At 59.3% G+C, this 25,599-nt stretch carries 26 protein-coding genes and 1 tRNA gene; 18 read left to right on the forward strand and 9 right to left on the reverse strand.

The annotated features are described in order from the left end of the window. Positions 1-88 precede the first annotated feature (88 nt). From HFP51_RS08110 to HFP51_RS08140, 7 genes are all read left to right on the forward strand, one after another. The gene (locus HFP51_RS08110; protein ID WP_176875252.1) at positions 89-1,297 is read left to right on the forward strand and encodes an LL-diaminopimelate aminotransferase; all 1,209 of its coding nucleotides are present in this window, start codon (positions 89-91) and stop codon (positions 1,295-1,297) included. Beyond that, positions 1,297-1,701 (forward strand): thioesterase family protein, encoded by a 405-nt coding sequence (locus HFP51_RS08115; protein WP_176875253.1) that lies wholly within the window; start codon positions 1,297-1,299, stop codon positions 1,699-1,701. Before HFP51_RS08110 ends, HFP51_RS08115 begins: the two co-directional genes overlap by 1 nt. A 181-nt stretch (positions 1,702-1,882) precedes the next feature. After that, a complete protein-coding gene (locus HFP51_RS08120) occupies positions 1,883-2,578 on the forward strand; it encodes a glutathione binding-like protein (RefSeq protein WP_176875254.1) in 696 nt (231 codons plus the stop codon). Between the two features lies 1 nt (position 2,579). Next, a complete protein-coding gene (locus HFP51_RS08125) occupies positions 2,580-3,194 on the forward strand; it encodes a 2-hydroxychromene-2-carboxylate isomerase (RefSeq protein ID WP_176875255.1) in 615 nt (204 codons plus the stop codon). An 86-nt stretch (positions 3,195-3,280) separates the two neighbouring features. Beyond that, on the forward strand, positions 3,281-3,766 hold the full coding sequence (locus tag HFP51_RS08130; protein WP_176875256.1) for a hypothetical protein: 486 nt from the start codon (positions 3,281-3,283) through the stop codon (positions 3,764-3,766). 58 nt (positions 3,767-3,824) lie between these two features. Continuing rightward, entirely contained in the window at positions 3,825-4,892 is a 1,068-nt protein-coding gene (locus HFP51_RS08135; RefSeq protein WP_176875257.1) for an alkane 1-monooxygenase, read from the forward strand. A 40-nt stretch (positions 4,893-4,932) separates the two neighbouring features. Beyond that, on the forward strand, positions 4,933-6,027 hold the full coding sequence (locus HFP51_RS08140) for a toll/interleukin-1 receptor domain-containing protein (protein WP_176875258.1): 1,095 nt from the start codon (positions 4,933-4,935) through the stop codon (positions 6,025-6,027). Here the strand turns inward: HFP51_RS08140 and HFP51_RS08145 are convergent. Further along, positions 6,024-6,818: an NTP transferase domain-containing protein gene (locus tag HFP51_RS08145; RefSeq protein WP_176875259.1), complete on the reverse strand. Its 795-nt coding sequence runs from the start codon at positions 6,816-6,818 to the stop codon at positions 6,024-6,026. The genes HFP51_RS08140 and HFP51_RS08145 overlap by 4 nt on opposite strands. After that, positions 6,815-7,612, reverse strand: coding sequence for a nucleotidyltransferase family protein (locus HFP51_RS08150; protein WP_176875260.1), 798 nt, complete (start codon positions 7,610-7,612; stop codon positions 6,815-6,817). Before HFP51_RS08150 ends, HFP51_RS08145 begins: the two co-directional genes overlap by 4 nt. A gap of 70 nt (positions 7,613-7,682) precedes the next feature. Between HFP51_RS08150 and HFP51_RS08155 the strand changes: the two genes are divergently transcribed. Together HFP51_RS08155 and HFP51_RS08160 are read left to right on the forward strand one after the other, a co-directional pair. Further along, positions 7,683-8,990: a homoserine dehydrogenase gene (locus tag HFP51_RS08155; protein ID WP_176875261.1), complete on the forward strand. Its 1,308-nt coding sequence runs from the start codon at positions 7,683-7,685 to the stop codon at positions 8,988-8,990. A 26-nt stretch (positions 8,991-9,016) separates the two neighbouring features. After that, positions 9,017-9,502, forward strand: a complete 486-nt coding sequence (locus tag HFP51_RS08160) for an asparaginase domain-containing protein (protein WP_176876607.1) — start codon at positions 9,017-9,019, stop codon at positions 9,500-9,502. On the opposite strand, the gene HFP51_RS08165 is transcribed toward HFP51_RS08160, so the two are convergent. Continuing rightward, a complete protein-coding gene (locus HFP51_RS08165) occupies positions 9,503-9,892 on the reverse strand; it encodes a hypothetical protein (protein ID WP_176875262.1) in 390 nt (129 codons plus the stop codon). It lies immediately after the preceding gene. A 53-nt stretch (positions 9,893-9,945) separates the two neighbouring features. Between HFP51_RS08165 and glpX the strand changes: the two genes are divergently transcribed. Then, positions 9,946-10,923 (forward strand): class II fructose-bisphosphatase, encoded by a 978-nt coding sequence (gene glpX / locus HFP51_RS08170; protein ID WP_176875263.1) that lies wholly within the window; start codon positions 9,946-9,948, stop codon positions 10,921-10,923. Here glpX and HFP51_RS08175 read toward each other — a convergent pair. From HFP51_RS08175 to HFP51_RS08185, 3 genes are read right to left on the reverse strand one after another with little or no spacing between them, the layout of a single operon-like run. After that, positions 10,920-11,411: a flavodoxin family protein gene (locus tag HFP51_RS08175; protein WP_176875264.1), complete on the reverse strand. Its 492-nt coding sequence runs from the start codon at positions 11,409-11,411 to the stop codon at positions 10,920-10,922. The genes glpX and HFP51_RS08175 overlap by 4 nt on opposite strands. Before the next feature lie 2 nt (positions 11,412-11,413). Then, the gene (locus tag HFP51_RS08180; protein WP_176875265.1) at positions 11,414-12,175 is read right to left on the reverse strand and encodes an ABC transporter permease; all 762 of its coding nucleotides are present in this window, start codon (positions 12,173-12,175) and stop codon (positions 11,414-11,416) included. Further along, a complete protein-coding gene (locus tag HFP51_RS08185; RefSeq protein ID WP_176876608.1) occupies positions 12,172-13,104 on the reverse strand; it encodes an ABC transporter ATP-binding protein in 933 nt (310 codons plus the stop codon). Before HFP51_RS08185 ends, HFP51_RS08180 begins: the two co-directional genes overlap by 4 nt. 148 nt (positions 13,105-13,252) lie before the next feature. Here HFP51_RS08185 and recJ point away from each other — a divergent pair, with 148 nt between their 5' ends. From recJ to HFP51_RS08205, 4 genes are all read left to right on the forward strand, one after another. Then, the gene (recJ, locus tag HFP51_RS08190; RefSeq protein WP_176875266.1) at positions 13,253-15,016 is read left to right on the forward strand and encodes a single-stranded-DNA-specific exonuclease RecJ; all 1,764 of its coding nucleotides are present in this window, start codon (positions 13,253-13,255) and stop codon (positions 15,014-15,016) included. A 77-nt stretch (positions 15,017-15,093) separates the two neighbouring features. Beyond that, a tRNA-Glu gene (locus HFP51_RS08195) sits at positions 15,094-15,168 on the forward strand. A 358-nt stretch (positions 15,169-15,526) separates the two neighbouring features. Next, positions 15,527-16,147, forward strand: a complete 621-nt coding sequence (locus tag HFP51_RS08200; protein WP_176875267.1) for a hypothetical protein — start codon at positions 15,527-15,529, stop codon at positions 16,145-16,147. Between the two features lie 196 nt (positions 16,148-16,343). Further along, positions 16,344-17,999, forward strand: coding sequence for an AbgT family transporter (locus HFP51_RS08205; protein ID WP_176875268.1), 1,656 nt, complete (start codon positions 16,344-16,346; stop codon positions 17,997-17,999). A 12-nt stretch (positions 18,000-18,011) separates the two neighbouring features. Here HFP51_RS08205 and HFP51_RS08210 read toward each other — a convergent pair whose 3' ends face one another. Both HFP51_RS08210 and HFP51_RS08215 read right to left on the reverse strand, forming a co-directional pair. After that, positions 18,012-19,388, reverse strand: coding sequence for an L-serine ammonia-lyase (locus tag HFP51_RS08210; RefSeq protein ID WP_176875269.1), 1,377 nt, complete (start codon positions 19,386-19,388; stop codon positions 18,012-18,014). An 87-nt stretch (positions 19,389-19,475) separates the two neighbouring features. Then, complete coding sequence (locus HFP51_RS08215) at positions 19,476-20,063, reverse strand: hypothetical protein (RefSeq protein WP_176875270.1); 588 nt, start codon at positions 20,061-20,063, stop codon at positions 19,476-19,478. A 186-nt stretch (positions 20,064-20,249) separates the two neighbouring features. On the opposite strand from HFP51_RS08215, the gene HFP51_RS08220 reads away from it, so the two are divergent. Then, positions 20,250-20,834, forward strand: coding sequence for a TIGR04282 family arsenosugar biosynthesis glycosyltransferase (locus tag HFP51_RS08220; RefSeq protein WP_176875271.1), 585 nt, complete (start codon positions 20,250-20,252; stop codon positions 20,832-20,834). After that, a complete protein-coding gene (locus HFP51_RS08225; RefSeq protein ID WP_176875272.1) occupies positions 20,831-21,571 on the forward strand; it encodes a glycosyltransferase in 741 nt (246 codons plus the stop codon). Before HFP51_RS08220 ends, HFP51_RS08225 begins: the two co-directional genes overlap by 4 nt. 9 nt (positions 21,572-21,580) lie before the next feature. On the opposite strand, the gene HFP51_RS08230 is transcribed toward HFP51_RS08225, so the two are convergent. Continuing rightward, a complete protein-coding gene (locus HFP51_RS08230) occupies positions 21,581-22,822 on the reverse strand; it encodes a threonine ammonia-lyase (protein WP_176875273.1) in 1,242 nt (413 codons plus the stop codon). An 83-nt stretch (positions 22,823-22,905) separates the two neighbouring features. Between HFP51_RS08230 and HFP51_RS08235 the strand changes: the two genes are divergently transcribed. Next, a complete protein-coding gene (locus HFP51_RS08235; RefSeq protein WP_176875274.1) occupies positions 22,906-23,772 on the forward strand; it encodes an NAD(P)-dependent oxidoreductase in 867 nt (288 codons plus the stop codon). Positions 23,773-23,879: 107 nt separating this feature from the next. Then, positions 23,880-25,595, forward strand: a complete 1,716-nt coding sequence (locus HFP51_RS08240; protein ID WP_255454609.1) for an amidohydrolase — start codon at positions 23,880-23,882, stop codon at positions 25,593-25,595. Positions 25,596-25,599: the final 4 nt, after the last annotated feature.

Here is a 25,599-nt window from a genome sequence, read left to right on the forward strand (position 1 = left end):
CGAAGCTACTCGATTCCCGGCGGCGCGGGAATGCGGAAACGCGCTTTTTGCTTTTCCTTGCGCAAAGTCTCTGTAGAACAGCGACATTATGAATACCGATTTCTATCGCATCCGCCGCCTGCCGCCCTATGTCTTCGCCGAAGTGAACGCGATGAAGGCCGAGGCGCGCGCGCGGGGCGAGGATATTATCGATCTGGGCATGGGCAATCCGGATACGCCGCCGGCCCAGCATGTGATCGACAAGCTTTCCGAAGTTGCCAACGATCCGACCGCCCACCGGTATTCCGCCTCCAAAGGCATTCCCGGCCTCCGCAAGGCCCAGGCCGCCTATTACAAGCGCCGCTTCGATGTCGAAGTTGATGCCGACAGCGAAGTCGTTGTGACATTGGGGTCCAAGGAAGGGCTCGCCAACCTTGCCCAGGCGATTACTGCGCCCGGCGATGTCGTGCTTGCGCCGAACCCCTCCTATCCGATCCACACCTTCGGTTTCATCATTGCCGGAGCGGCGATCCGGTCGATCCCGGCCCAGCCCGGACCGCAATTTTTCGATCGCCTCAAATATTCGCTCGCATACAGCGTGCCCAAACCCTCGGTGCTGGTGATCGGTTATCCGAGCAATCCCACTGCCTATGTCGCCGATCTCGATTTCTACGAAAAAGTCGTTGAATTCGCGAAAGAGCATGAAATCTGGGTGATCAGCGATCTCGCATATGCCGAGCTTTATTATGGCGACACGCCGACCCCTTCGCTGCTCCAGATCCCGGGTGCAAAGGATGTCGCGGTCGAATTCACCTCCATGTCCAAGACGTACAGCATGGCCGGGTGGCGGATGGGCTTTGCAGTCGGCAACGAGCATCTGATCAGCGCGCTGACGCGGGTGAAATCCTATCTCGACTATGGTGCGTTCACGCCGATCCAGGTCGCCGCAGTCGCTGCTTTGAACGGCCCGCAAGACATTATCGATCAGAACCGCACCCTGTATCGCAATCGCCGCGATGTGATGGTCGAAAGCTTTGCCCGCGCGGGATGGGACGTCCCCTCGCCAGACGCCAGCATGTTCGCCTGGGCGCCGATCCCGGAACAATGCGCGCATATGGGCGCGATGGAATTTTCCAAGGACCTGCTCCGCCATGCCGGCGTGGCCGTGAGCCCGGGCGTTGGTTTTGGTGAAGAAGGCGAAGGTTTTGTCCGCATCGCGCTGGTTGAGAATGAACAGCGCATTCGCCAGGCCGCGCGCGGCATCAAGAAATATCTCGATGGATTCCGGTCCAACAGCGCGGGTACCGACGGCGATTAATGGCCGCACCCTTCTCCCATCGTTTCCGTGTTCGTTACTCTGAGGTCGATCCGCAGTCGGTCGTGTTTAATTCGCGCTATCTGGAATATGCGGATCTGATCATCACCGAATATTGGCGCACGCTCGATGTGCATTTCAGCGGCGATGAGGCGCTGGAATTCCATGTCGTGAAGGCGGTGGTTGAATTCATCCAGCCAATCCGTGCCGATGAGGAGGTTGATGGGCTGGCTGAAACGACCCGTGTCGGATCCAGCAGCGTGACCACCGAAATCCACCTCATCGGCCAAGACGGCACAAATGATCTGCGTGCCCGGATCGAGCTGGTCCATGTCCATGTAGATTTGAAATCCGGTAAACCAATCCCAGTTCCGGACACTGTTCGCCAACGTTTTCTTGCAAAATAGGCGATGGGCTGGGACACTATACCCACAACCAATATCGACACGAAGACGGATCAAGGAGATAATCGCTGCATTGTAAAAGGCCACACTCGATTTGGGTAAAGCCTTACATTACAGCGGTTTCAGACGAGAATTGGGGCCGGTCCTGTGTCAACCAGTGTCAAGCTGACAAACGGACAGGCCCATGATCGATCTCTATTTCGCCCCGACGCCGAATGGCTGGAAAATCAGCATCATGCTGGAAGAATGCGGCCTGCCCTATCAGGTGAAATGGGTGAATATTGGCGCAGGCGAGCAATTTGAGCCGGAATTTCTCGCAATCAGCCCGAACAACCGTATTCCCGCCATTGTCGACAATGAACCGCTCGGCAGCGGCCAGCCACATTCGGTGTTCGAAACCGGTGCGATCCTTGTCTATCTGGCGGAGAAAACTGGCTCCTTTCTGCCATTCGACCCGGTCGGACGCTCGAAAGTGCGCCAATGGCTGATGTGGCAGATGGGCGGGCTGGGGCCGATGCTCGGCCAACATGGCCATTTCAAACTCTATGCACCGGAAAAAATTCCCTATGCCATCAATCGATATCGGCGCGAAACCGAGCGCCTGTTTGGCGTGCTCAACCGGCAATTGGCAGAGAATCAGCATGTCGCCGGCGCCGAGTACAGCATTGCCGATATGGCCTGTTTCCCCTGGATCCAGACCTATAAGCGCCAGGAAATCGATCTGGAGCAGTTTCCCCATGTCCGCCGCTGGTATGACCAGTTGAAACAACGCGAGGGCCTGCGTCGCGGCATGGATCTCGGCCGCGAGCGACTCAATCGCAATCCCCAGGACGATGCCCAAACGGCAAAAGTCCTGTTCGGAATAGATACGAAAGACTGACATGACCGCCAAAGTTGAATTCTTCTTCGATCTCTCCAGCCCGTGGACCTATCTGGCCTTCCACAATATCCGCCCGATCCTTGCGGAAACCGGCGCAGAGGTAACCTGGCGGCCGTTTCTGGTCGGCGGTGTGTTCAACGCAGTGAACAAATCTGTCTATGCAGCGCGCGAAGACAGCAAGGGTCCCAAGGCGCGGTTTTTCATGAAAAGCCTGCGCGATTGGGCGGCCTGGTCCGATCTGCCGTTGAATTTCCCGGCGCCATGGCATCCAGTGCGCAGCGTCCATGCTATGCGTGCTTGTTGCGCGCTCGAAGAGGATCAACCGGCACTCGCCCAATTCGCCGAAGCTGCTTTCTCCGCCTATTTCGACCGCCAGGAAAATATCGACGAACCCGAAGTGCTGGCCGCGATTGCGAATGATATCGGAATGGATGGCGCGGCATTGGTCGCCCAAACTCAGGACGATCCGGTAAAATTGCGCTTGCGCACCAACACCGAAGAGGTCATCGAGCGGGGCGGCTTTGGATCGCCCAGCATCTTCGTCAATGGCAGCGACTTGTATTTCGGCAATGATCAGCTGCCCCTGGTGCGCAGGGCGATTACAAGCACAATTTGACAAAATAGGTGTATTAGTCGACAAACACACCTTCCGTTTTGATGCGCGCTGCGATACAGTGAACGGACAGAAACAAGGGAAATACCGTGACGTCCGAATCCTCCCCCGAACCCGATCCACGGCGTAAACGCGCGCTCTATATCGGCGGCGCTATCGCATTGGCTGCGATCGTTTGGAATTTTGACGGATTTGACGACCGTGATCCGGTGCAAATCACCATCGAGGATTCCGACATCCGCGACGCCCGGGACACGATCCGTCGCGAGATACGAGAGAGTGTGCGTGCCGGTGTTCGCGGCGAACGCGATCAAGACCGTGAAGACGACGAAGCCACTGATGGCGAAGAAGAGTCTGCGGACGGCGATGCGACCGAGGCCGGAACGGCCGGAGACGCGGATGCGACGGCCGAAGACGCGGATGCGACGGCCGACGAGGAGGTGGTATCCGAACGGACTGTCGGAGATCGGCGGATTGTTGAAACGCGGTCCGACTCGAACCAGCGCAGCTTCCGGATCGAAGATGATGACGGCGACGGGATTACGATCAGCGTCGATGCTGAGCCCGCTGAATAGCCCAGATACATAGCCGCATCTGATTGCCGCTAACCGTGCCCGACACTATGTAGGGCCCATGCGTTATCCGCTCGCCTATCTTGTCGGCCCGATTGCCGCTCTGCTGATTGTGGCGAGCTTTTATGCCGGCGGCATCTGGCTCGCCGTCATGCCGGTGATTTTCTATTTCCTGCTGCCGATCGGCGACAGTGTGACGGGAACATCGCTATGGCCGTCGGAAAGCCGGATCGCCCGGTTCGATGCGCGAACCAAGCGCCAGTATGACATGTCGCTGATGACTGCGGCCTGGTCGATGGTGCTGCTGCTGGGCTGGGCGCTCTATGCGGTCTCAGTCACGCCACTGAGCTGGTGGGAGTTCCTGCTCTTCGCGATAATTATCGGCGAATATGGCGGATTTGTCGGCATCGTCACCGCCCATGAGTTGATGCATCGCCGATCGACTGGCAAGCGACAACTGGCTTTTCTGCTGATGGCGCTCGAAGCCTATAGCTTCTTCTGCGTCGAACATGTGCATGGCCATCACCGCCGCGTTGCAACTCCGGACGATCCCGCGACGGCGCGTGCCGGCCAGTCGCTCTATGCGTTCCTGCCGCGCACAGTGTTCGGTAGCTTCGCCAGCGCCTGGCAGCTGGAACATGAGAGGCTAAAGCGAGAGAAGCGGGCGTTCTGGTCGCACCATAACCTGATCCTACGCTGGCAGGCTTTCACCATTGCATTGATGATAGCAACGTATCTGTTCCTCGGGCCGCTTAGCCTGTTGCTGTTCGCGGTGCAGGCGCTGTTTGCGATCTTCGCACTCGAGACGATCAACTATATCGAACATTATGGACTGCTTCGCGCTCAGCGCCCCGATGGAAGCTATGAGGCGGTAAAGCCGGTCCATAGCTGGAACTCCAACCATATCCTCACCAATGTGAGCCTGTTCAATCTCGGTCGCCATTCTGACCATCACCGGCAATCGAGCCGACCCTTTTATTCGCTGCGCAATCATGACGAAGCACCGCAGCTACCTTATGGCTATTCGGCGATGGTCGTGCTCGCCATGCTGCCACCTTTTTGGTTCCGCGTAATGGATCGGGAGCTGGCGGCTTTTCACGACCGCCGCGCGGCTGGCCTATCTGCCTGACATGGGCTAGCTTCGGGCTTCACGGACTGAGGGGCAGCGCGTGGGCAGTGAAGACAATGTCACAGTTTTTGTAAGCCATCATTCGAGCAAGGTCGAAGTGGCAAAGGCTGTCGAGACGGCCTTACAGAAGCGCGGAGTAAAATGCTGGATCGCACCGCGGGACGTTGATCCGGGCGAACCGTTCGACAAGTCCGTCCGCAACGCAATCGACAAATCATCCGCCATCCTGCTGCTTTTCTGCGCGGAATCGGAGAAGAGCCGGCACGTAAAACGCGAGCTGATCCTTGGCGATACCGCCGGCCGGCCGATCATTCCGCTTCGCCTGGAAGCCATCGATCCGGGTGAGCTCGCCTATCATCTTGCGGACTCGCAATGGATCGACTGGATCGATCGCCGCGACAGCGTCATTGACCGTGTGGCATCGCAAGCCAAATCCTATGCCGGGCTGTCGGAAACAGCCCCGCCTCCGCCACCTCCTCCTGCCACCTCAGCAGAACCAGCAACCGGTGTTCCCGCAAAAATTCCCGGCACCTGGATAGCACTCGCCGCGATTGCCCTGCTGGCCGCCGTGCTGATCACCTGGATGATCACCAGCCGTGGAGGCGAAGACCGGGAGATTGCAACCGACGAAAGCGATGCCGTCGAAATCGCTGATGCAGACTTGGCCGAGGGCATTGAAGACGGCGATGATGTTCCTGAGGGTACCGCAACGCCAGTAGTTGAAACGCCCGCAGCGCCACCGCCACAATCGCAACCAAGCGCACCGCCACCGGCCAGCAGCGCGCCCAGCCCTACTCCGGCGCCGCAACCGCAAGCTGCCCCGCCAACGCCTGCTCCTGCGCCCGCCGGACCGCTCCAACGGGTCGTGCAAGCGTGTGCCGGAGTACCCAGCGATACCGAGTATCTGATCTGCGCCGATTCATCGCTTGGCGATCGGGCGCGCGAAATGTCTGGGCTGATCCGCCAGATTCGAGCGCGGCTGGAATCATCGCCCGACAGATTGAGAAATTTCAACCGGGCACAGCGCAACTGGTACAATAATGTCCGGGCGACATGCCATTCGGCGGCCTGCGTTGCGGCTGAGCAAGATCGATGGAACGCAAATCTTCGCTCCCGCATGGCGGAAATGCGTTAGTCTGCCTGGTCCGCGGCCAGCAGGGATTCGGTGGCCTCAAGGCTTTCCAGATTATCGACATCGATTGCAAGCCGCCCATCGGCAAACAGATGTGCGACAACCGGCACACCGACCCGGCGCGACAGGCGGCCCATCGCCTTGTCCAGCGTATCGAGCTTGAGGCGGAAGCGGATGAGATTCCACAGGCCGAATGCGCGCCGTAGCTCGCCCTTGCGCTTGGCGAACTGCCCGCCCCGGCGAAACGGCTCGGCCGAAGCCAGCGCATCACTGTTGCGCAGCCAAAAGAGGTTGCAGTTAGAGATTGTCAGGTCGCGAAACTCGTATCCCCCCTTTTTCTGGTAGGGATAAGCCGCCTGGATCGCCTCCGTGCTGACGACGCCAATGACCGCATCAACACTCTTCTCATCGCCGATCGCATTGATCGTGTGGAGCGCCTCGACAGTCGTCAGCGCGTTATCACCGGTTGTGATCAACAGTGGCCAGCTGACATTCTCGGCCGCACTTGCGACACTTTCGACTAAGCCATCTTTCGCCTCGGCCAGTTCTAATCGACCCGCATCGCGCAGGCGGCGGACAGCCGTGACATGATCAAGGGCCGTCGGGTCATGGATCGAAACGATGATGCGTGCATCCTCCCAGGCCTCTTCGAGCCGTTCGAGTACGTGCGAGATGAGCGGCTTGCCTGCGACAGGGATAACCGCTTTGTGACTGACACCGGCACGTTCTGCGAGAGGATCCAGCGCTCCATCGCGCTTGCCGGCCAGCACGAGGATAGTTGGCGTATCGGTCATGCCGTCTCTTTCATCAGCTCCTCAGTTACGCGATAGGTCCGCTCATTATCGACATCGATGGCGAGCCGGCCATCGGTGAATTTGTGAGCGATCACCTTCACACCAAACCGCTTCGACAAGCGCGCCATGGCGCTATCTACGGTCTCGGTCTTGAGGAGGAAGCGGATCATGTTCCCAAGGCCGAACGCCTTGATGATCCGGCTGCGATTCTTGAAAAACTGCCCGCCAGTGCGAAAGGACTCGACGGCAGAGAAAGCGCGCGGATTGCCCAGCCAGAACAGGTTGCAGTTGGAAATCGCGATATCTTTGAACTGGTAGAAGCCATATTGGCCATCCGGATGTGCAGCTTGAATATCCTCGCGCTTGGCAAGACCGATCGCCACATCGGCGCCATCTTCGATCCCATGCGCATGGATTTCATGCAGGGCATCAGCAGTCGTCAGCGCATTATCACCGGTGGTGATCAAGATCGGCCATTCCGCCTGTTCGGCTGCCGCTTCCACACTTTCGACGATCCCGGCCTGCGCCTCGCATGCCTTCAACCGTCCAGCTGCCTTAAGGCGCTGATATTCCTCAACATCCTCAAGCACTGATTCGTCATGGATCGACACCAGGATCTGCGCATCGTCCCACGCTTTTTCGAGTGTCGCGAGAACATGGCCAATCAGCGGTTTTCCGCCGATCGGCACAACCGCCTTGTGTGTGACGCCCGCGCGTTCCGCCAGGGGATCGAGCGCACCGTCTCGCTTACCCGCGAGCACGAGGATTGTAGGGGGAGAATGATCAGTCTTCATATTTTGCCCGGTAGCATTTGAACCGGGACACAATTAAGGCCGGGCGTGCATGAGTTAAAGGGCGAATGATATGGGCGATACATTGCGCGTGGCGCTGGCTGGCCTCGGAACTGTTGGCGCAGGCGTCATCAAGCTTCTCGAAGAGAATCGCGCGCTCATTGAGCGCCGTGCAGGCCGGGCTATCGAAGTAACGGCTGTTTCCGCGCGGGATCGCAGCCGAGACCGCGGAGTCGATCTGTCCGGCTTGGCATGGGAAGACGATCCTGCTGCCCTTGCAGCACGCACCGATGTGGATGTGGTTGCCGAACTGATTGGCGGGTCGGACGGACCAGCGCTGAACCTTGCCCGCGACACGATCGGCGCAGGAAAATCCTTCGTTACCGCCAATAAGGCGATGGTCGCGCATCATGGGATGGAACTTGCCAACGCTGCCGAAAAAGCTGGCGTTGCGCTCAAATATGAAGCGGCGGTGGCTGGTGGCATTCCGGTCATCAAGGGACTGCGCGAAGGCGCCGCAGCAAATGCCATCACGTCCGTCTATGGGATTCTCAACGGCACCTGCAATTATATCCTTACCGAGATGGAAGCGAATGGCAGCGATTTTGCCGATGTGCTCGCTGACGCGCAGGCACTCGGATATGCCGAAGCTGATCCGACCTTCGACATTGATGGCATCGATGCAGCCCACAAGCTCGCTATCCTCGCAAGCCTTTCCTTTGGCACCGCGCTCGATTTCGATGCAGTAGCAACAAGCGGCATCCGGCATGTGATTGCGGAAGATATTGCCGAAGCCCGGGCGCTAGGCTTCAAGATCCGTCTTGTCGGCACGGCGGAAGCAAGCGGTGGCAAGCTGTTCCAGCGCGTCCATTGCTGCCTGGTACCCCGCAACCATCCGCTGGCGCATGTCTTGGGCTCGCTGAACGCGATTGTTGCTGAAGGAAATTTTGTTGGGCGCTTGTTCTTCGAAGGTGCGGGTGCCGGAGAAGGGCCGACGGCCAGCGCCGTGGTTGCCGATCTGATTGATGTCGCGCGCGGCGAATATGGCCCGGCTTTTGCGATGCCCTTTGCCCGGCTTTCCAAGGCCGAAACAGTGGATGCCGGCGATCGGCGCGGCCGGGCCTATCTGCGCTTTGCCGTGCATGACCGCCCCGGGGTGTTGGCAGAGATTACGGCCGCGATGCGCGATGCGAATGTGTCGATCGAGAGCATGATTCAGCGTGGCGGTTCGGACCCTAGCGAAGATAGCGACGATGTTGTCAATCTGATGATCGTCACGCACCAAGGCCCGGAACACTGCGTCACCGATGCCCTGGAACGCCTGCGCGGCTCACAAAGCCTCGCGGGAGAACCCATGCTGATGCACATTTTGGATCTTTAAGAGCAGGCTTTGGCACAATGACCGATATGATCCAGATATTCACCACCGGTGGCACGATCGACAAAGTCTATTTCGATGCGCTGTCGGAATATCAGGTCGGCCCGACTGCCGTGGCCGATATCCTGCGCGAAAATAACGTCCAGTGCGATCATCGGGTCACCCAGCTGATGCGCAAGGACAGCCTGGAGCTGACCGATGAAGATCGCGCGGCCATTCGCGAAGCCATACACACGAGCGATGCGACGCGAATCCTGATCACCCATGGCACAGACACAATGGTCGATACGGCCCGCACATTGGGCGGCATTGCTGGAAAAACCATCGTGCTGACCGGTGCGCTGCAGCCGGCGACACTCAAACATAGCGATGCTGAGTTCAATATCGGCTTCGCGCTGGCAGCCGCGCAGGCCCTGCCAGACGGCGTCTATGTCGCGATGAACGGCCAGATTTTCGACCCCGCAACTGCCCGTAAGGACCGCAAGGCGGGTAAATTTGTCGACGAGGTCAGCTGATCAGGGCTGTGCGCGGCGCAGGCCGCCGAGTTGGAACCTTGGATTCCCGCCACGGATACCGAAACTGACACCCACCGATCCGCAGCCGACCCTGACATGTTCCCAACCCTGGCACCGGCTTGGTTCAGCCTGAATCCGCTCGCGCTCGGCCCATACACCCTCATTGGCGGGATCACCGGCAACGACCGTTTCAAGGGGCAGGCGATATCGATCATTTTCATTCTGCTGCGCGCAGACCAGAATCTCCCGGCCGCGCCGCTCACATTGATCGTCGGATATCGCGAAAAAAGCGCGGGCCGCGGCCACGGCTTCCTCTGCCGTCGTCTCGGCAGTGGCGACACTCGGCAACAGCAGAGTTACTGACGAAAACCCGATTGCTATTCTCGACAAGATCATGCTGCTGGCTTATCGCGCCGACAACATGACTGAAGGATGACTGGACAATGCCAAAAGCCAGCGAAGTGTTGGATCGCGTTCTCGTACTTGAAATGGTCCGCGTAACCGAAGCCGCAGCAATCGCCGCCTCAAAGCTAATCGGACGCGGTAATGAGAAAGCCGCCGATGCTGCCGCCGTCGAAGCGATGCGCGACGCGTTTAACGAACTCGACTTCGATGGCACGGTCGTGATCGGCGAAGGTGAGCGCGACGAAGCCCCGATGCTCTACATCGGCGAAAAGGTCGGCCGCGCGGTCGAAGGCGGCCCCCAGGTCGATATCGCGCTCGATCCGTTGGAAGGCACAACGATTACGGCGAAGGCCGGGGCCAATGCGCTTGCGGTGCTTGCGATTGCCGAGAAAGGCTGCCTGCTGAATGCACCGGACACCTACATGGACAAGATCGCGATCGGCCCGGGCTATCCCGACGGCACGATCGACCTCACCAAATCGCCGACCGAAAATGTCGCTGCCGTTGCAAAGGCCAAGGGCGTACAACCTGATGAGATTATCGCCTGTGTGCTGGATCGCCCGAGGCATGAGGCGCTGATCGCCGAGTTGCGTGAGATTGGCTGCGGTGTGCAGTTGATCCCGGATGGCGATGTCGCCGGGGTCATTGCAACCACCGACGAAGACACAACGATCGATATTTATATGGGCCAGGGCGGCGCGCCTGAAGGCGTACTCGCGGCCGCCGCATTGCGCTGCGTCGGGGGCCAGTTCCAGGGTCGGCTCGTCTTCCGCAACGACGATGAAAAAGCCCGCGCCCGCAAATGGGGCATCCCGGATGAAGAATTCGACCGGATCTATTCGCTCAAGGAACTCGCCAAGGGCGATGTGATCTTTGCGGCAACCGGTGTTACCGACGGATCGATGCTCGACGGCGTCAAACGCCTCCGCAAAGGTTGCATGACAACAGAAAGCGTCGTGATGCGCGCAAGCTCAGGAACCGTCCGCTGGGTCAAAGGCGAGCATTACAAGAGCTAGAAAACGCCGAGTTCCAGTCCGGCCGCCAGGGCCGCGCCGATTTCGCGGCATTGAGCCAGATCGGCTTCAGGGATTTCCTTCTCCGCCAATATCGCTTCCGTCGTCTGCGCATGGGTGCAGATGATCGGGGTGTCGGCGACCTTTTTCAGCCGCCAGCCGGTTGCAATGCGCTCAAGCTGGGTGCGCGCATTCTCGCCATCCGAACCCGCGCAGATCATCGCTGCATAGGGGCGACCTTCAATCTTGCCGAGTAGCGGATAATAGCAGCGATCGAAGAAACTTTTCATCACGCCCGCAATCGCGGCGAGGTTTTCCGGCGCCGCAAATAGATAGCCATCAGCAGCGAGCAAATCCTCCGGTTGGGCATCCGGTGCGTCTTTCACGATCACCTCAGCGCCCTTCGCTGCCCGGGCCGCATCAGCGGCGGCCTCGGTCATCTGCCGGGTGCCGCCGGTCATGCTGTGATAGACAATCAAAAGCCGGGCCAAAGCTACTCCTTCAGGCGATAGCCGCTGCGGAAAATCCAGATCACGATGCTCAGGCAAACGATCAGGAACGCGCCTGTAATGCCAAGACTGACCCCGATGCTGACATCGCCTTCGCCATAGAAGCTCCAGCGGAAACCGCTGACCAAATAGACGACCGGGTTGAACAGGCTGACCCCGCGCCAGAATTCCGGCAGCATGTTGATCGAGTAAAAAGCGCCGCCCAGAAATGTCAGCGGCGTGACGATCAGCATCGGAATGAAAGAGAGTTGTTCAAACCCGTCAGCCCAGATGCCGATAATAAAGCCGAACAGGCTGAAGGTGATTGCGGTCAGGAAAAGGAAGGCGATCATCACCAGCGGATATTCGATTCGCACATCGACGAAGAGATTAGCGGTCGCCAGGATGATCAGGCCGAGCAAGATCGATTTGGTCGCCGCGGCCCCGACATAGCCGATCACCAGTTCAATCGGGGACATGGGCGCGGAAAGCATCTCGTACACCGTGCCCGTGAATTTCGGAAAGTAGATCGCAAAGGAGGCGTTGGAGATGCTCTGCGTCAACAGTGAGAGCATCATCAGACCCGGCACGATGAACGCGCCATAATCAACGCCGCCAATATCCTCCATACGCGATCCGATCGCGCTACCGAAAACAACGAAATAGAGCACGGTCGTGATCACTGGCGTGACTATGCTCTGCCATAATGTCCGCCAGGTGCGCTGCATTTCGAAGCTGTAAAGAGCCCATACGCCGCGAATATTCATACCGCGGCCTCCTCGCTGACTAGCCCGACAAAGATATCTTCGAGCGTACTCTTGGACGTATCGAGATCGGCAAATCCGATGCCAAGCGCACTCATCTTCGCGAGCAAGGACGGTATGCCGGTGCTCTCGTCATTCGCATCGAAATTGTAGATCAGCTGATGGCCCTCATCGGCCAGCTCGAGGTTCCACTGTGCAAGTGCCTCAGGAACTGCATCCATCACATCGGTAAGCGTTAGGCGGAGCTGCCGCTTGCCAAGCTTCTGCATGATGGCGGCCTTTTCCTCGACAACAATGATTTCACCACCCCGAATCACCCCGACCCGGTCGGCCATTTCTTCAGCTTCCTCAATATAATGGGTCGTGAGGATGATGGTGACACCGCGTTCCCGGAGCCCGCGCACGAGATCCCACATATTGCGCCGCAACTCGACATCGACGCCCGCCGTGGGCTCATCGAGAAACAGGATTTCGGGCTCATGGCTTAGTGCCTTGGCGATCATCACCCGGCGCTTCATGCCGCCCGACAGCTCCATGATCTTCGCGTCGCGCTTGTCCCAGAGTGAGAGATCTTTGAGCAGCTTTTCGATAAACGCCTTGTTGCGCGGCTTGCCGAACAGCCCGCGGCTAAAGCTCACCGTGTTCCAGACAGTCTCGAAGGTATCGGTGCTGATTTCCTGGGGTACGAGGCCAATCATCCGGCGCGCCTTGCGATAGTCCCGGATCACATCATGGCCACCGGCAAACATGGTGCCCGATGTCGGATTGACGATTCCGCACACGGCGCTGATTAGCGTCGTCTTGCCTGCACCGTTCGGACCGAGCAGCGCGAAAATTTCACCCTGCTCGATGTCGAGACTGACTGAATCGAGGGCTTTTACGCCGCCGTCATAGGTCTTGCTGAGATTTGTGATTGAAATGATCGGCTGCATTTCCATTCTCTGCACTGCCCCCAGCCGCGGTTCAACCCGGTGCTCCACCCCAAGACACTATGGTGCATATTTGCAGGATCCCAATGCCCACAGCCAGGCGTTACCCGCCGATGGCAAGCACCGGTCGCGCCCGCTATGGGCTGTGTCCATGACACCCGCGCTCGACATCGCCCACTCCATTTCCGGCCAGCCCTGGCATTGGCGGGGCGGCGCGATTGACGGGCTGAGTGGCGATTTCCAGCCCGACGATCTTGTCACCGGCCTGCTCCTGTCGCGCGGTTGTGATCGCAGTGAGATTGAGGCCTATCGGACCCCGACCATTCGCAGCTTCATGCCTGATCCGTCCATTTTTCGCGATATGGATCAGGCCGCACAGCGCATTGTCGACGCGATCGAAACGCAGGAAAAGGTAACGATTTTCGGCGATTATGATGTCGACGGGGCGACGTCAGCTGCGCTGCTGATCCGGCTTCTCCGCGATCTCGGGCTCGAGGCCGGATACTATATCCCGGACCGGCTGATGGAGGGCTATGGCCCGTCCGGTGAGGCGCTGGTGAAACTCGCCGAACAAGGATCGTCGCTGATTGTCACCGTAGATTGCGGCGCGCAGGCTTTTGAAGCGCTGCAACAAGCCCGCGATGCGGGTGTCGACGTAATTGTCGTCGACCATCACAAATGCGCCTCCGACCTTCCCGTCGCCCACAGCCTCGTCAATCCGAACCGGTTGGACGAAGATGAAGGTGCCGCCCATGGTCATCTCGCCGCAGTAGGTGTCGCCTTCCTGCTCGCGGCCGCAATCGTCCGACAGTTGCGAGCAAAGGGGTATTTCGAAAACCGCCCCGAGCCCAAGCTGATCGAGCTGCTGGACATTGTTGCCCTTGGAACTGTCGCCGATGTCGCTGCTCTGCGGGGCCTGAACCGGGCCTTTGTTGCCCAGGGTCTCAAGGTGATGGCGGCGCAACGCAATGTCGGCATCAACGCCCTGATAAAAGCGTCTCGACTTGATCGCGCACCGATCGCCTCCGATCTCGGCTTTCGCCTTGGCCCGCGCATCAATGCCGGTGGCCGGGTCGGCAAATCAGATCTTGGTGTGCGCCTGCTAACGACCCAGAATCCGGAAGAAGCTGACGCGATTGCTGCCGAACTTGAACATTTCAACGAAGAACGACGCGCAATTGAAGCCGCGGTCACAGAACAGGCGATCGAGCTTGGCAAGGGGCAAGATAACCGGTCAGTTGCACTGGTGTCGGCCAAAGGCTGGCACCCCGGTGTAATCGGGATCGTCGCGAGCCGATTGAAGGAAAAGCTGCACCGTCCGACTATCGTTATTGCCCTGGACGATGAGGGCATCGGCAAGGGATCGGGTCGTTCGGTGGCGGGTGCCGACCTCGGCAGCGCTATTCTCGCCGCCAAGGATAACGGACTCCTGATCGCGGGCGGCGGCCATCCGATGGCGGCTGGGCTCACCATTGCCGAAGACAAGATCGACGCGCTGGCCGAGTTTCTCGATTCCCGGCTCGCTAATGATGTCAGTGAATCGCGCGGTGCGCGGGCCTTGCAGCTGGATGCAGTCGTCGCGCCCGGCGGCGTCACCCCGGCCTTTGTAAACGCGCTGGAGGAAGGCGGCCCCTATGGCATGGGTTGGCCCGCGCCCCGCATCGCCACGGGACCTGTGCGCGTCATCAAGGCTGATATCGTTGGCACCGACCATGTCCGCGCAATTGTGGCTGGCGAGGATGGTCGCAGCCTCAAGACAATTGCCTTCCGCGCCGCAGACACACCGCTCGGACAGGCCATTTTGAGCGCGGGTAATGTGCGCAAGCTCTGGGTTGCTGGTCGCGCAAAGATCGATGATTGGGGTCCGCGTCCCGCTGCCGAGCTCCACCTCGAAGATGCTGCCTGGGTTGATTAGGCGCACGCACTGCCTTGCAGTGCAACACAATGCTTGACCCGCCCCGCGCCCTCGCCTATTTGCGCTCCCGCTGGGACGGCCCCTTCGTCTAGCGGTTAGGACGCGGCCCTTTCACGGCTGAAACACGGGTTCGATTCCCGTAGGGGTCACCAGCAGTTTTCCTTTACAGCATAGCGACCCAGATCGGCTCGGTGCAGAAGCCGGTCTGATCGCCGCCAGAGTTCAGCATCGCTTTGGACGGGACGTTGGTGAATCGGTTTTCCGCAATGTCCGCAGTGGGTGGCTAGCGGACGCTGCTTCATTATAATCCCAACAGATACAATTGTCCTGAAGGAACAGACCATCATGCGGTCTCGACTAGCTTCGATTTGTTGCCTTTCCACACTCGCAGCTGCGTGCGGCCAATCAGATGGCGATGGTGAACCAACATTTCGCAGCGACAATGTCCGTGAAGAAAGTTCGGAATTGGGCGCTCTGATTTTGGATAGTCAGATTGGCCGGCGAGACCCAATGTATCACGGCTCTGGAGGAGACAGCGCTGTCTTCGATCCCGAATGCACAATCAGTGCAAACGGGGTAGCCGGTATCGGTCTCCCTCTCACTCTTGGTGAATTTGCCAACGGCTTCTCCAATGACACCGCCATGATCTACGGCCACGTATATTTTGACTACGCAGAGCTCTGCGTCCTGCATCAAGGGCGAAGGGCAATATGCGCCCTGTTTGAGGCCGATGACTTCAATAGACACAGGCTCAGTTTCGAAAACAATTACGCATATGAACCGAGTATCAGCGTTGTTGCGCTCGTGGTCCGCGCGCCGCATTGCCGAACACAAGCTGGTGTTGGCCCTGGCACTGATTTGGTTGCAGCCGAGGGAGCCTATGGCGACGCGGTCTTTGACACTGAGCGCGACGCCGAAACCCGTGACTTCATCACATTTGAGAATGCCCCACCAAATCTCCGGTTCGAATCGGACTATGCTGATGACCCTCACTCCGAAACAGATGTCGTGTTAATGCCTTCGGAAGAACGCGAACAACGCCTCGCGCGCGAAGCAAATGAACGCGCTGAACAGCCTGAGCCGCGCCAGAATGTTCGAATTGGAAAAGTTTGGATCTACCCAACAGATTGAATGGCATGATAGCAAAGCGGATGGAGATGAACCGGAAGCCGATAGTCAACAGGCCAGGTTAGGTGAATGTCCGCTTTGGGCGCAAAGCGGACGTTTCGCTCGCCGCGATAGGCACAACCAATCGCGCGTGCACAATTGAACTCTATCGCATTCTCGCTGATAAGGCCGTCATTGTTGTGAGTTAGGGTGGGGAATTATGAGCGACGGTGTGACAGCGACGGAAGAGCGGCGCGGAATTCTGGCATGGATTGAGCGGACAGGTAATCGCCTCCCCGATCCGGTTTTCATCTTCTTCTACCTGATCGGCATATTGATCGTTCTGAGCGTCATCGCCGGCATGACCGGCTGGTCTGCTGCCCACCCAACCGAGATTGACGAAGCGACAGGTGCTGCGCGCATCATCTCGGCTGAAAGCCTGTTGTCTGCCAATAATATCCAGCGGCTCTGGGTCGATATGCCGGCGACGTTCACCCATTTCCATCCGCTCGGCTATGTGCTTGTCGTGATGCTCGGCGCCGGTGTCGCCGAACGATCCGGGCTTTTCGGCACTGCCATGCGCGCGGGTGTTCGCAATGCGCCGACCGCGCTGCTGACGCCGATTGTTGCGCTGGTGGCCATGATCGGCAACCTGGCAGCCGATGCGGCCTATGTCGTGCTGATCCCGCTTGCCGGTGTCATCTACGCAGCCGCCGGACGGCATCCGATTGCCGGTATCGCGGCGGCCTTTGCCGGTGTGTCCGGCGGTTTCTCCGCCAACCTCCTTCCCGGCCAGCTCGACGCGCTTTTGTTCGGCATTACCCAGGCTGCGGTCGACACGGTGTTCACCGGTTGGGAAGCCAATATCGCCGGCAATTGGTACTTCATCATGGTGATGACCGTGCTGTTCCTGCCGGTCATCTGGTACGTCACGGATCGCGTAATTGAACCGCGGCTCGGCACCTATGAGCCCGAAGGCCAGGCGGCGATCGCTGCCGGTGGCTCTGCGCCACTGCAAGATGATGGCGATCCGGCGATGCTGGGTGGCGGAGAACCCGATCCCCATGCCGTGCAGGATGCAGATGCCGAGATCGCACCCGACCAGAAGAAGGGCCTGCGCCATGCCGGGCTTGCTGCGCTTGCCGTGATTGGCTTGTGGGTGTTCTTCACGGTTGGGCCGGGAACGCCGCTGATTGACGAGACAGCATCTGCTGAAGCGCAGATGTCGCCCTTTTATCGGTCGCTCGTCGCGGCCTTTTTCATTCTCTTCCTCGCCTGTGGCTGGGCTTATGGCCGGGCTGCCGGAACCATCGGCAATCATCGCGATCTTGTGAAGATGATGTCGGATTCGATGGCCGATCTCGCCTATTATCTCGTCCTCGCATTTGCCGCGGCGCATTTCGTCGCGATGTTTGCCTGGTCGAATATGGGATTGATACTCGCGGTGAAGGGTGCCGCCGGCCTCCAGGCTCTTGCCCTGCCCGCGCCACTGCTGCTCGCGCTGATCGTGGTCTTTGTTGGCTTGCTGAACCTGTTTGTCGGTTCAGCCAGCGCCAAATGGGCACTGGTCGCTCCGGTGTTGGTGCCCATGCTCATGCTGCTCGGGATCAGCCCGGAAATGACAACCGCCGCCTATCGTGTCGGTGATAGCGCGACCAATATCATCACCCCGTTGATGGTCTATTTCCCGCTGATCCTGATCTTCTGCCAGCGCTGGGTGAAGGATTTCGGACTTGGAAGTCTCGCCGCAACCATGCTGCCCTATTCGATATGGATGATGGTCACCGGGATTTTGCTGGTCTTTGGCTGGGTCGCGCTGGGCGTTCCGCTTGGGCCGGGTGCTGAGGTGTTCACGGAACTGCCGGTCGCACCGTAACCCGTCAGCGGATCAGCATTCGACGACATTGACGGCCAGCCCGCCCTGGCTCGTCTCTTTATATTTGGACGACATGTCGAGCCCGGTCTGCCGCATCGTCTCGATCACCTGGTCGAGGCTGACCCGCATGCGCTCATGCGCGTGAAGGGCGAGCCGCGCTGCGTTGACCGCCTTCACCGCGCCGATGGCGTTCCGCTCGATACAGGGGATCTGCACCAGCCCGCCAACCGGATCGCAGGTCAGGCCAAGATTATGCTCCATGCCAATCTCGGCTGCGCTAGCCACCTGTGTCGGCGTACCGCCCCAGACGGCAGCGAGCCCGGCCGCCGCCATTGAGCAGGCAACGCCCACCTCGCCCTGACAGCCCATCTCGGCGCCCGAAATCGAAGCACGCTGCTTGTAGAGGAGCCCGATCCCGCCCGCGGTGAGCAGGAATCTGCGGATCGCGCTCGGGTCCATATCATCGCGCCGACAATAATGTCGGATCACCGCAGGAATGATGCCCGCCGCGCCATTTGTCGGCGCGGTCACGACTTGGCCGCCGGCTGCATTTTCTTCGTTCACGGCCATGGCATAAACGTTGAGCCAGTCGAACAATTGTTCCTGTTCATTGGATTGCGGCGTGGCGCTGAGCTTGGCCCAAAGGCCGGGCGCGCGGCGCTTCACCTGCAGTTCGCCGGGCAGCATGCCTTGATGTTTCAGTCCGCGATCAACGCACGCCATCATGACAGCGGCAATCCGATCGAGCGCCTGGTCAGTCGCCGCACGCGGCCGACGAGCATCCTCATTGGCATAGATCAGCTCATGGATCGCCAGATCTTCATTCTCGCACCAATCGAGTATCTGTTGTGCGGAGCTGAAAGCATAGGGCACCTCGGTCCCGACCCGGATGATGTCATCCTTTGCGGGCCGTTCCAGCTGCCGTCGCGAGGCAATGAAGCCGCCGCCGGTGGAATAGTAAGTCCGTTCGGCAAGCCGATTACCATCGCGGTCATGCGCGATCAGCTTCATCCCGTTCGGGTGGAGGTCGGGAATCACATCATAGGCGAAGACGATATCAGCCTCAGGATCGAAATCGATCGTGACATCCTCGGAGAGCGCCATGCGCTTTTCATTATGCGCGCGCTCGACAAGCGCATCGGCGGATTCCGGATCCAGCGTTTCGGGTTTCAGCCCCATCAGCCCGAGGATTACCGCCTTGGGCGTCGCATGCCCCGCCCCGGTCAGCGCAAGCGAGCCTTGCAGCTCAACCGTCAGCTTCACTGTCATGTGCAGGCGATTCTGACGCTTGAGGCTGGTGATAAAGCGCCGCCCGATACGCATCGGCCCAACGGTATGCGAACTCGATGGCCCGATACCGATGCGAAAAAGATCCAGAACTGACAGCATCGATGAATGGCTCCCCTTGGAACGCCATCCTTTAGCGACTTGGCGACCGGCCCGCCATCTTCATCACGCGTACCAAAAAACGCCTGCTTATTCGCGCGCGCGCGTGCACAGCATCTCATAGGTGATCGAAGACCATGTTGCGCCGTCATCTTCTGATCGCGTGGCGCTCATCCTGAATGAGTCAGGTTGAATTTCGAAATAGCGCTCCCGACCGATAAATGGGCCGTTCGGGCCGACGTCGCGAGTCTCAATGATGAATTCGCCATCAACAAACTCGCCGGACGATTCGGTCCATGTCTTTCGAAACGTGTAATAATTATGCCCTTCCCAACGCCCGGTTTCCGGATTGAAGCTGCGCAGCTCGACCCCTGTGGCATAGGGTCCCCGCCATTCCTGCATCACCGCATATCCATTGACGATCCAGCTGTTATGCCAGCGCGCAGCGTAAGAGATGTCCTCTCCTTCGAGCGGATGGATAATGAGCGCGACATCCCAATCACCGATCAGGAAGCTGAGCTCTTGTGTCTGCTCGGGCGCCTCCGGGTTGCGCGCGCCGATCGGAGAATCCTGATCGGGCTGGTAGATAATCGGTGGTGACGCGGATTGAGCCGACGCGGCAGAATTGATCCCGCACGCGATGAGCGTGGCGGCGAAAATTGCGGTTAGTTTCTGCATGGCTAAGTCCCCTGAAATGCCAAAAATCTGTCGGTATATGGCTGCGCAATAACGGCGCTGCGGCACTGCAACACCGATCATCGATCAACGACGGGTACCGGACGACATCCGGCAAATCTGTTCGACCGAGAGCAGATGACCCAACTTATCTTTGGCCAGAGCGCAATGAGCCGGTAAGGCGATCCCATGCCTGATGCTCGTCTCGTTCTTTTCACCCGCTATCCCGAACCGGGGAAGGCCAAGACGCGCCTGATTCCGGCGGTCGGTGAAGCGGGCGCTGCCAATGTCCATCGGCAGTTAGCCGAACGGACAGCGGCGGCAATGCGCGCAAGCGCACTGGAAATCGAAATCCGGTACACTGGAGCCGAAGCAACCCGCTTTGCGGACTGGCTCGGCGCTGACCTCAGCCTCATCGCACAGGGCGATGGAGATCTCGGCGATCGGCTGCGAGCTGCCATTGGCGCGCCGCCGGTGATCTTTGTCGGCGCAGATTGCCCGGACCTAACGGCGGACTTGCTGAGAGAAGCAGCCGACGCACTCACCAAGCATGACGTGGTGATCGGACCGGCCGAGGATGGCGGCTACTGGCTGATTGGCATAGCGGCGCGCTATGACTTTCTTTTCACCGGCATGGAATGGGGCACCGAGGTGGTGTTACCCGAAACGCTACGGCGATTGGCGGAGCATGATATAGAACCCAAACTCCTGCCGCTATTAGCAGATTGCGATCGTCCCGAAGATCTGGCGCGCTGGCCATGGCTCACGACATGAGCGATCGGAGACGCAGCGAAGTCACGTTGGTGATCCCAATGCTCAACGAAGAGACCGCGCTTCCCGCAGTGATCGCCAATATCGCCACGCTCGATCCGCAACCGGCCGAAGTCGTGGCCGTCGATGGCGGGAGCACAGACCGCTCGGTGGAGATTGCGCGGGAGGCAGGTTTTCGCGTTATCGACCATCACCGCAAGGGGCGCGCGACCCAGCTCAATCGCGGCGTTGAAGAAGCGCATGCCGCCCTGATCTGCGTGCTGCATGCCGATACCGAACTTCCGAGCGATGCATTAGCCCTCGTCGAGGACACGCTCGCCAATCCACGCCGCGCCTTGGGTGGCTTCACCCCCCTGCTCACCGGCACCAAGACCCGTTGGGGCACGAGTTTTCACAATTGGGCGAAGACCTATTACGGCCCGATCTTGCTGCGTCCCCACTTGTTCGTGCGCGGATTGCGGCTCCTGTTCGGAGATCATGCGATGTTCTTTCGCCGCGCGGATTTCCTCTCCGTGGGCGGCTGCGATCCCGATATGAACATCATGGAAGATGTTGATCTGTGCCTGCGGCTCTGCCGGCTAGGAAGCGTGAAGCTTGTCCCGCGGATCGTGAAGACATCGGACCGGCGGATTGCCGAATGGGGCCCGCTTAAGGCAAACTGGATTTATATGAAATGCGGGATGAGCTGGGCATTTGGCCGCAAATACGGCCTCGACCGCCATTATCCCGATATTCGCTAGGATCTGGGCTTAGGCCAGTTCGACCGGCGACACCTCATAGCCTTCGCGTTCCAGCGCCGCGATCAACCGCTCCAGATGTGCGCGATCACGCGTTTCGCATTCGATATCGGTGATCAGCCCTTTGGCCGGCAGGGTGGTGAATACGCGCTGGTGATAGACTTCGATGATATTGACCTGCTGCTCGTCAAACACCTTGGCGACATAATAGAGCGCGCCCGGCCGATCCTTGAGCCGGATCCGAAGCCGTGCCAGCCGTCCATCGCGGGCCAGATCGCGGAGCAGCACATTTGCCAGCAATCGTGTGTCGATGTTTCCGCCGCACAGGATCAGTCCGACATTCTTGCCTTTGAACTTGGCGGGATGGTCAAGCATCGCCGCGAGCCCGGCAGCACCAGCACCCTCAACAACCGTCTTCTCGATCTGCAGCAGCAGAGAGACAGCGCGCTCCAGATCGCGCTCACTGACCAGCAGGATATCGTCGACCGTCTCGCGGATAATCTCCAGTGTTAACTCGCCCGGTTCTTTGACCGCGATACCCTCTGCCAACGTATCGCCTTCGCAAGGCAGCTTTAGTCCGCGCATTTTGGAATAGGTGGAAGGATAGAGTTCCGCCTCGACGCCGATCACTTCGAGCTTAGGCCGCATCGCCTTGGCAGCGACACCAGCACCAGCAATCAGACCCCCGCCGCCAATCGGCACGCACAGCGTATCAATTTCGGGAACATCCTCCAGCATCTCGATCGCGACCGTGCCCTGCCCCGATGCGATATCGGCATCATCAAATGGATGGACGAAGGTCAGTCCGCGTTCTTCAGCAATCTCATACGCCCGCGCCTGGGCGTCGTCGAACCGCTCGCCATGCAGCACAACATTGGCATTATGTCCTTCTGTTTGCTGGACTTTAACGGTCGGCGTATGTTCGGGCATCACGATCGTGACCGGCATACCGAGCCGCGCGCCATGATAGGAAACACCCTGCGAATGATTGCCGGCCGAGGCCGCAATAACGCCGCGCTTGCGTTCGCCATCTGAGAGCTGGAGCAGCTTGTTGAGCGCTCCGCGTTCCTTGAACGATGCCGTGAATTGCAGATTCTCAAATTTCAGCCAAACATTCGCACCCGTCATGTCCGAGAGCGTCTTGCTCTTCATCGTTGGGGTGCGAACGATCGCATCGGCGATCCGCTCATGTGCGGCACGCACGCTATCAAGCGTGACGGTCGAATCGGGATTGGTGTCTGCTGCTGTCGCCATAACCTGCTCGCCCTAGCCTATCTGGCGTCTAGGGCAAACACATCCTATGGATCGCGCTCGATACCAAAGACAGGCGTCAGATCATGGCAAAGATTGCATTTCTCGGGCTCGGCGTAATGGGCGGGCCGATGGCAGGCCACCTTCTCAAGGCCGGGCATGAAGTCACCGTCTATAATCGTACGGCATCAAAGGCCGTTGACTGGGTTGCGGCGCGTGGCGGATCAGGCGCGCCTACTCCAGCCGCCGCCGCGACAGGCGTCGACGCGGTGATTGCGTGTGTTGGGGCAGATTCCGATGTCGAAATGGTGACTCTGGGCGATAACGGCGCCTTTGCGGCGATGCATGAAGGCACATTGTGGATCGACCATACGACCGTCTCGGCAAAGCTCGCTCGCAAACTCGCTGAAATCGGAGAACCCCAGGGGATCCATTGCGTCGATGCTCCGGTATCCGGCGGTCAGGCGGGCGCAGAAGGCGGAACGCTGTCCATCATGTGCGGTGGCAGTCGTCGAGGGATGACGCTCGCTGAACCCATCATGCAGGCCTATGCGGCACGCATCGTCCATTGCGGCGATGCCGGTGCCGGGCAGCAAACCAAGATGTGCAACCAGCTGGCGATTGCCGGTGTATTGCAGGGCCTTTCCGAAGCGTTGCACCTCGCCAAACGATCCGAACTCGATCTCGACAAGGTCTTTGAAGCGATTTCTGGCGGGGCGGCGCAAAGCTGGCAGATGGACAATCGCTGGAAGACGATGGCGAAGGGCGAATTCGATTTCGGATTTGCCGTCGATTGGATGCGCAAGGATTTGGGCTTGGCGATTGAAGAAGGCGCAGACACGGGCGCGACGCTAAAGCTCGCCGAGCTTGTCGACAGCTATTATGCCGAGGTCCAGGCGATGGGCGGCGCCCGTCAGGATACAAGTTCGTTGGTAAGGAGACTGGAAGAGTGAATAATGGAAAACCGTTCGGGCTGAGCCTGTCGAAGCCCTGCCCTTCTCTTTGCAGCGACGATGAAGTGAAGGACAGCCCTTCGACACGCTCAGGGCAAGCGGGTTGGGTGACAGCTTGTATAATCGCCCTCGCCGCCTTGCTTCTGCCAACGCCAGCCCAGGCCGATGCATTGGTGGACAATGCCAATGGCTATACGCTGGACGAAGATGGCAATCTGATCCGCTTTACCGGCTTCACTTTCAATGTCGAAACCGGGCGCATCACGCAGCTGTTGCGCCGTAATGATGACCGCCCACGCGAAGTCGATTTCCGGCACGACGCCCGGGGAATGACGGTTATTCCCGGACTGATCGATGCCCATGGCCATATGATGGGGCTGGGTTACAGCGCGATCCAGCTGGACCTTTCCGACACGACCAGCCTTGAAGAAGCGATGGCGCGACTGGCCCAATATAGAGCGGAAAACCCGACGCTGCGTTGGGTTATCGGTGGCGGCTGGAACCAGGAAAGCTGGGGGCTTGGACGGTTCCCGAACGCAGCCGATCTTGATGCCGCAGTCGCCGACCGGCCCGTCTGGCTAACCCGTGTGGATGGGCATGCCGGGGTCGCGAACAGCGTAGCAATGGAAGCGGCGGGCATCACGGCAAACGCCCAATCGCCATCCGGCGGCCGGATCGAACGCGATGGCGGCCAACCCAATGGTGTTTTTGTCGATACAGCCATGGCGCTCGTTGAGAATGCTATTCCGACACCACAACCGCCGGTCCGCGATATGGCGCTGCGCGAGGCGCAGGATCTGTTGCTGAGCTACGGCGTGACGACGATGCACGATATGGGCACCTCTCCCAATGACTGGGGCGTGCTGCGCCGAGCGGGCGATCGTGGCCTTCTGCGCGTCCGCGTGATTTCCTATGCCAATGCGCTCGATACGCTGCTCGATATTGCCGGCGATGCACAGACGCCGTGGCTCTATGACGGTCGTCTGCGGATGGTCGGACTGAAGATTTACGGTGATGGTGCACTGGGCTCGCGCGGCGCGCTGCTCAACGCACCTTATGCTGACGCTCCCGGCGAAATCGGTCTTGCGCTCATTGACGGCATTGCCCTGCGCAATCGGTTGAGCCGCTTGTCGCTCGACCGGTTCCAGGCCGCGATCCATGCAATTGGCGATGGCGCAAACCGCGAAGCCTTGGGCGCGATCGAGGAACTGGCGACGCGCTATACCGATGATCGCCGCTGGCGGATCGAACATGCGCAAATCGTCGACCCGGCAGACCTGGCGCGTTTCAGCCAGCATGGCATCATCGCCTCGATGCAGCCCGTCCATCAGACATCGGATCGCCTGATGGCCGAGGCGCGGCTTGGGCCAAACCGCCTTACCGGCGCCTATGCCTGGAACTCGATGTTGCGGAGTGGATCGCGCCTCGCCTTTGGCAGCGATTTCCCGGTTGAAAACCCCAATCCTTTCCCGGGCCTTGCCGTGGCAATCAGCCGACAGGATGCAGCTGGGCAGCCCGCGGGCGGTTGGCAGGCGCATGAGCGAATTTCGCTGCAACAGGCATTCGCCGCCTTTACCACCGACGCTGCCTTTGCCGGATTTGCCGAAGATCAGATCGGACGGATCGGCGAGGGTCTCTATGCCGATTTCCTGATCCTGGATCGCGATATCTTTGCAATCTCGCCGGACGAAATTCGGGAGACGCAAGTCGCCGAGACCTGGGTGGGAGGCGAGCGAACTTGGGTGCGCGCGCTTGTCGATGCACCGCCTATGGATGCGCCAGTCGGCCCGATGATCAGCGACGATGAGGATGTCGGGCGCTAGGCCT

Origin of the sequence: Parasphingopyxis sp. CP4, assembly GCF_013378055.1 — a bacterium.
Classification (GTDB): Bacteria; Pseudomonadota; Alphaproteobacteria; order Sphingomonadales; family Sphingomonadaceae; genus Parasphingopyxis.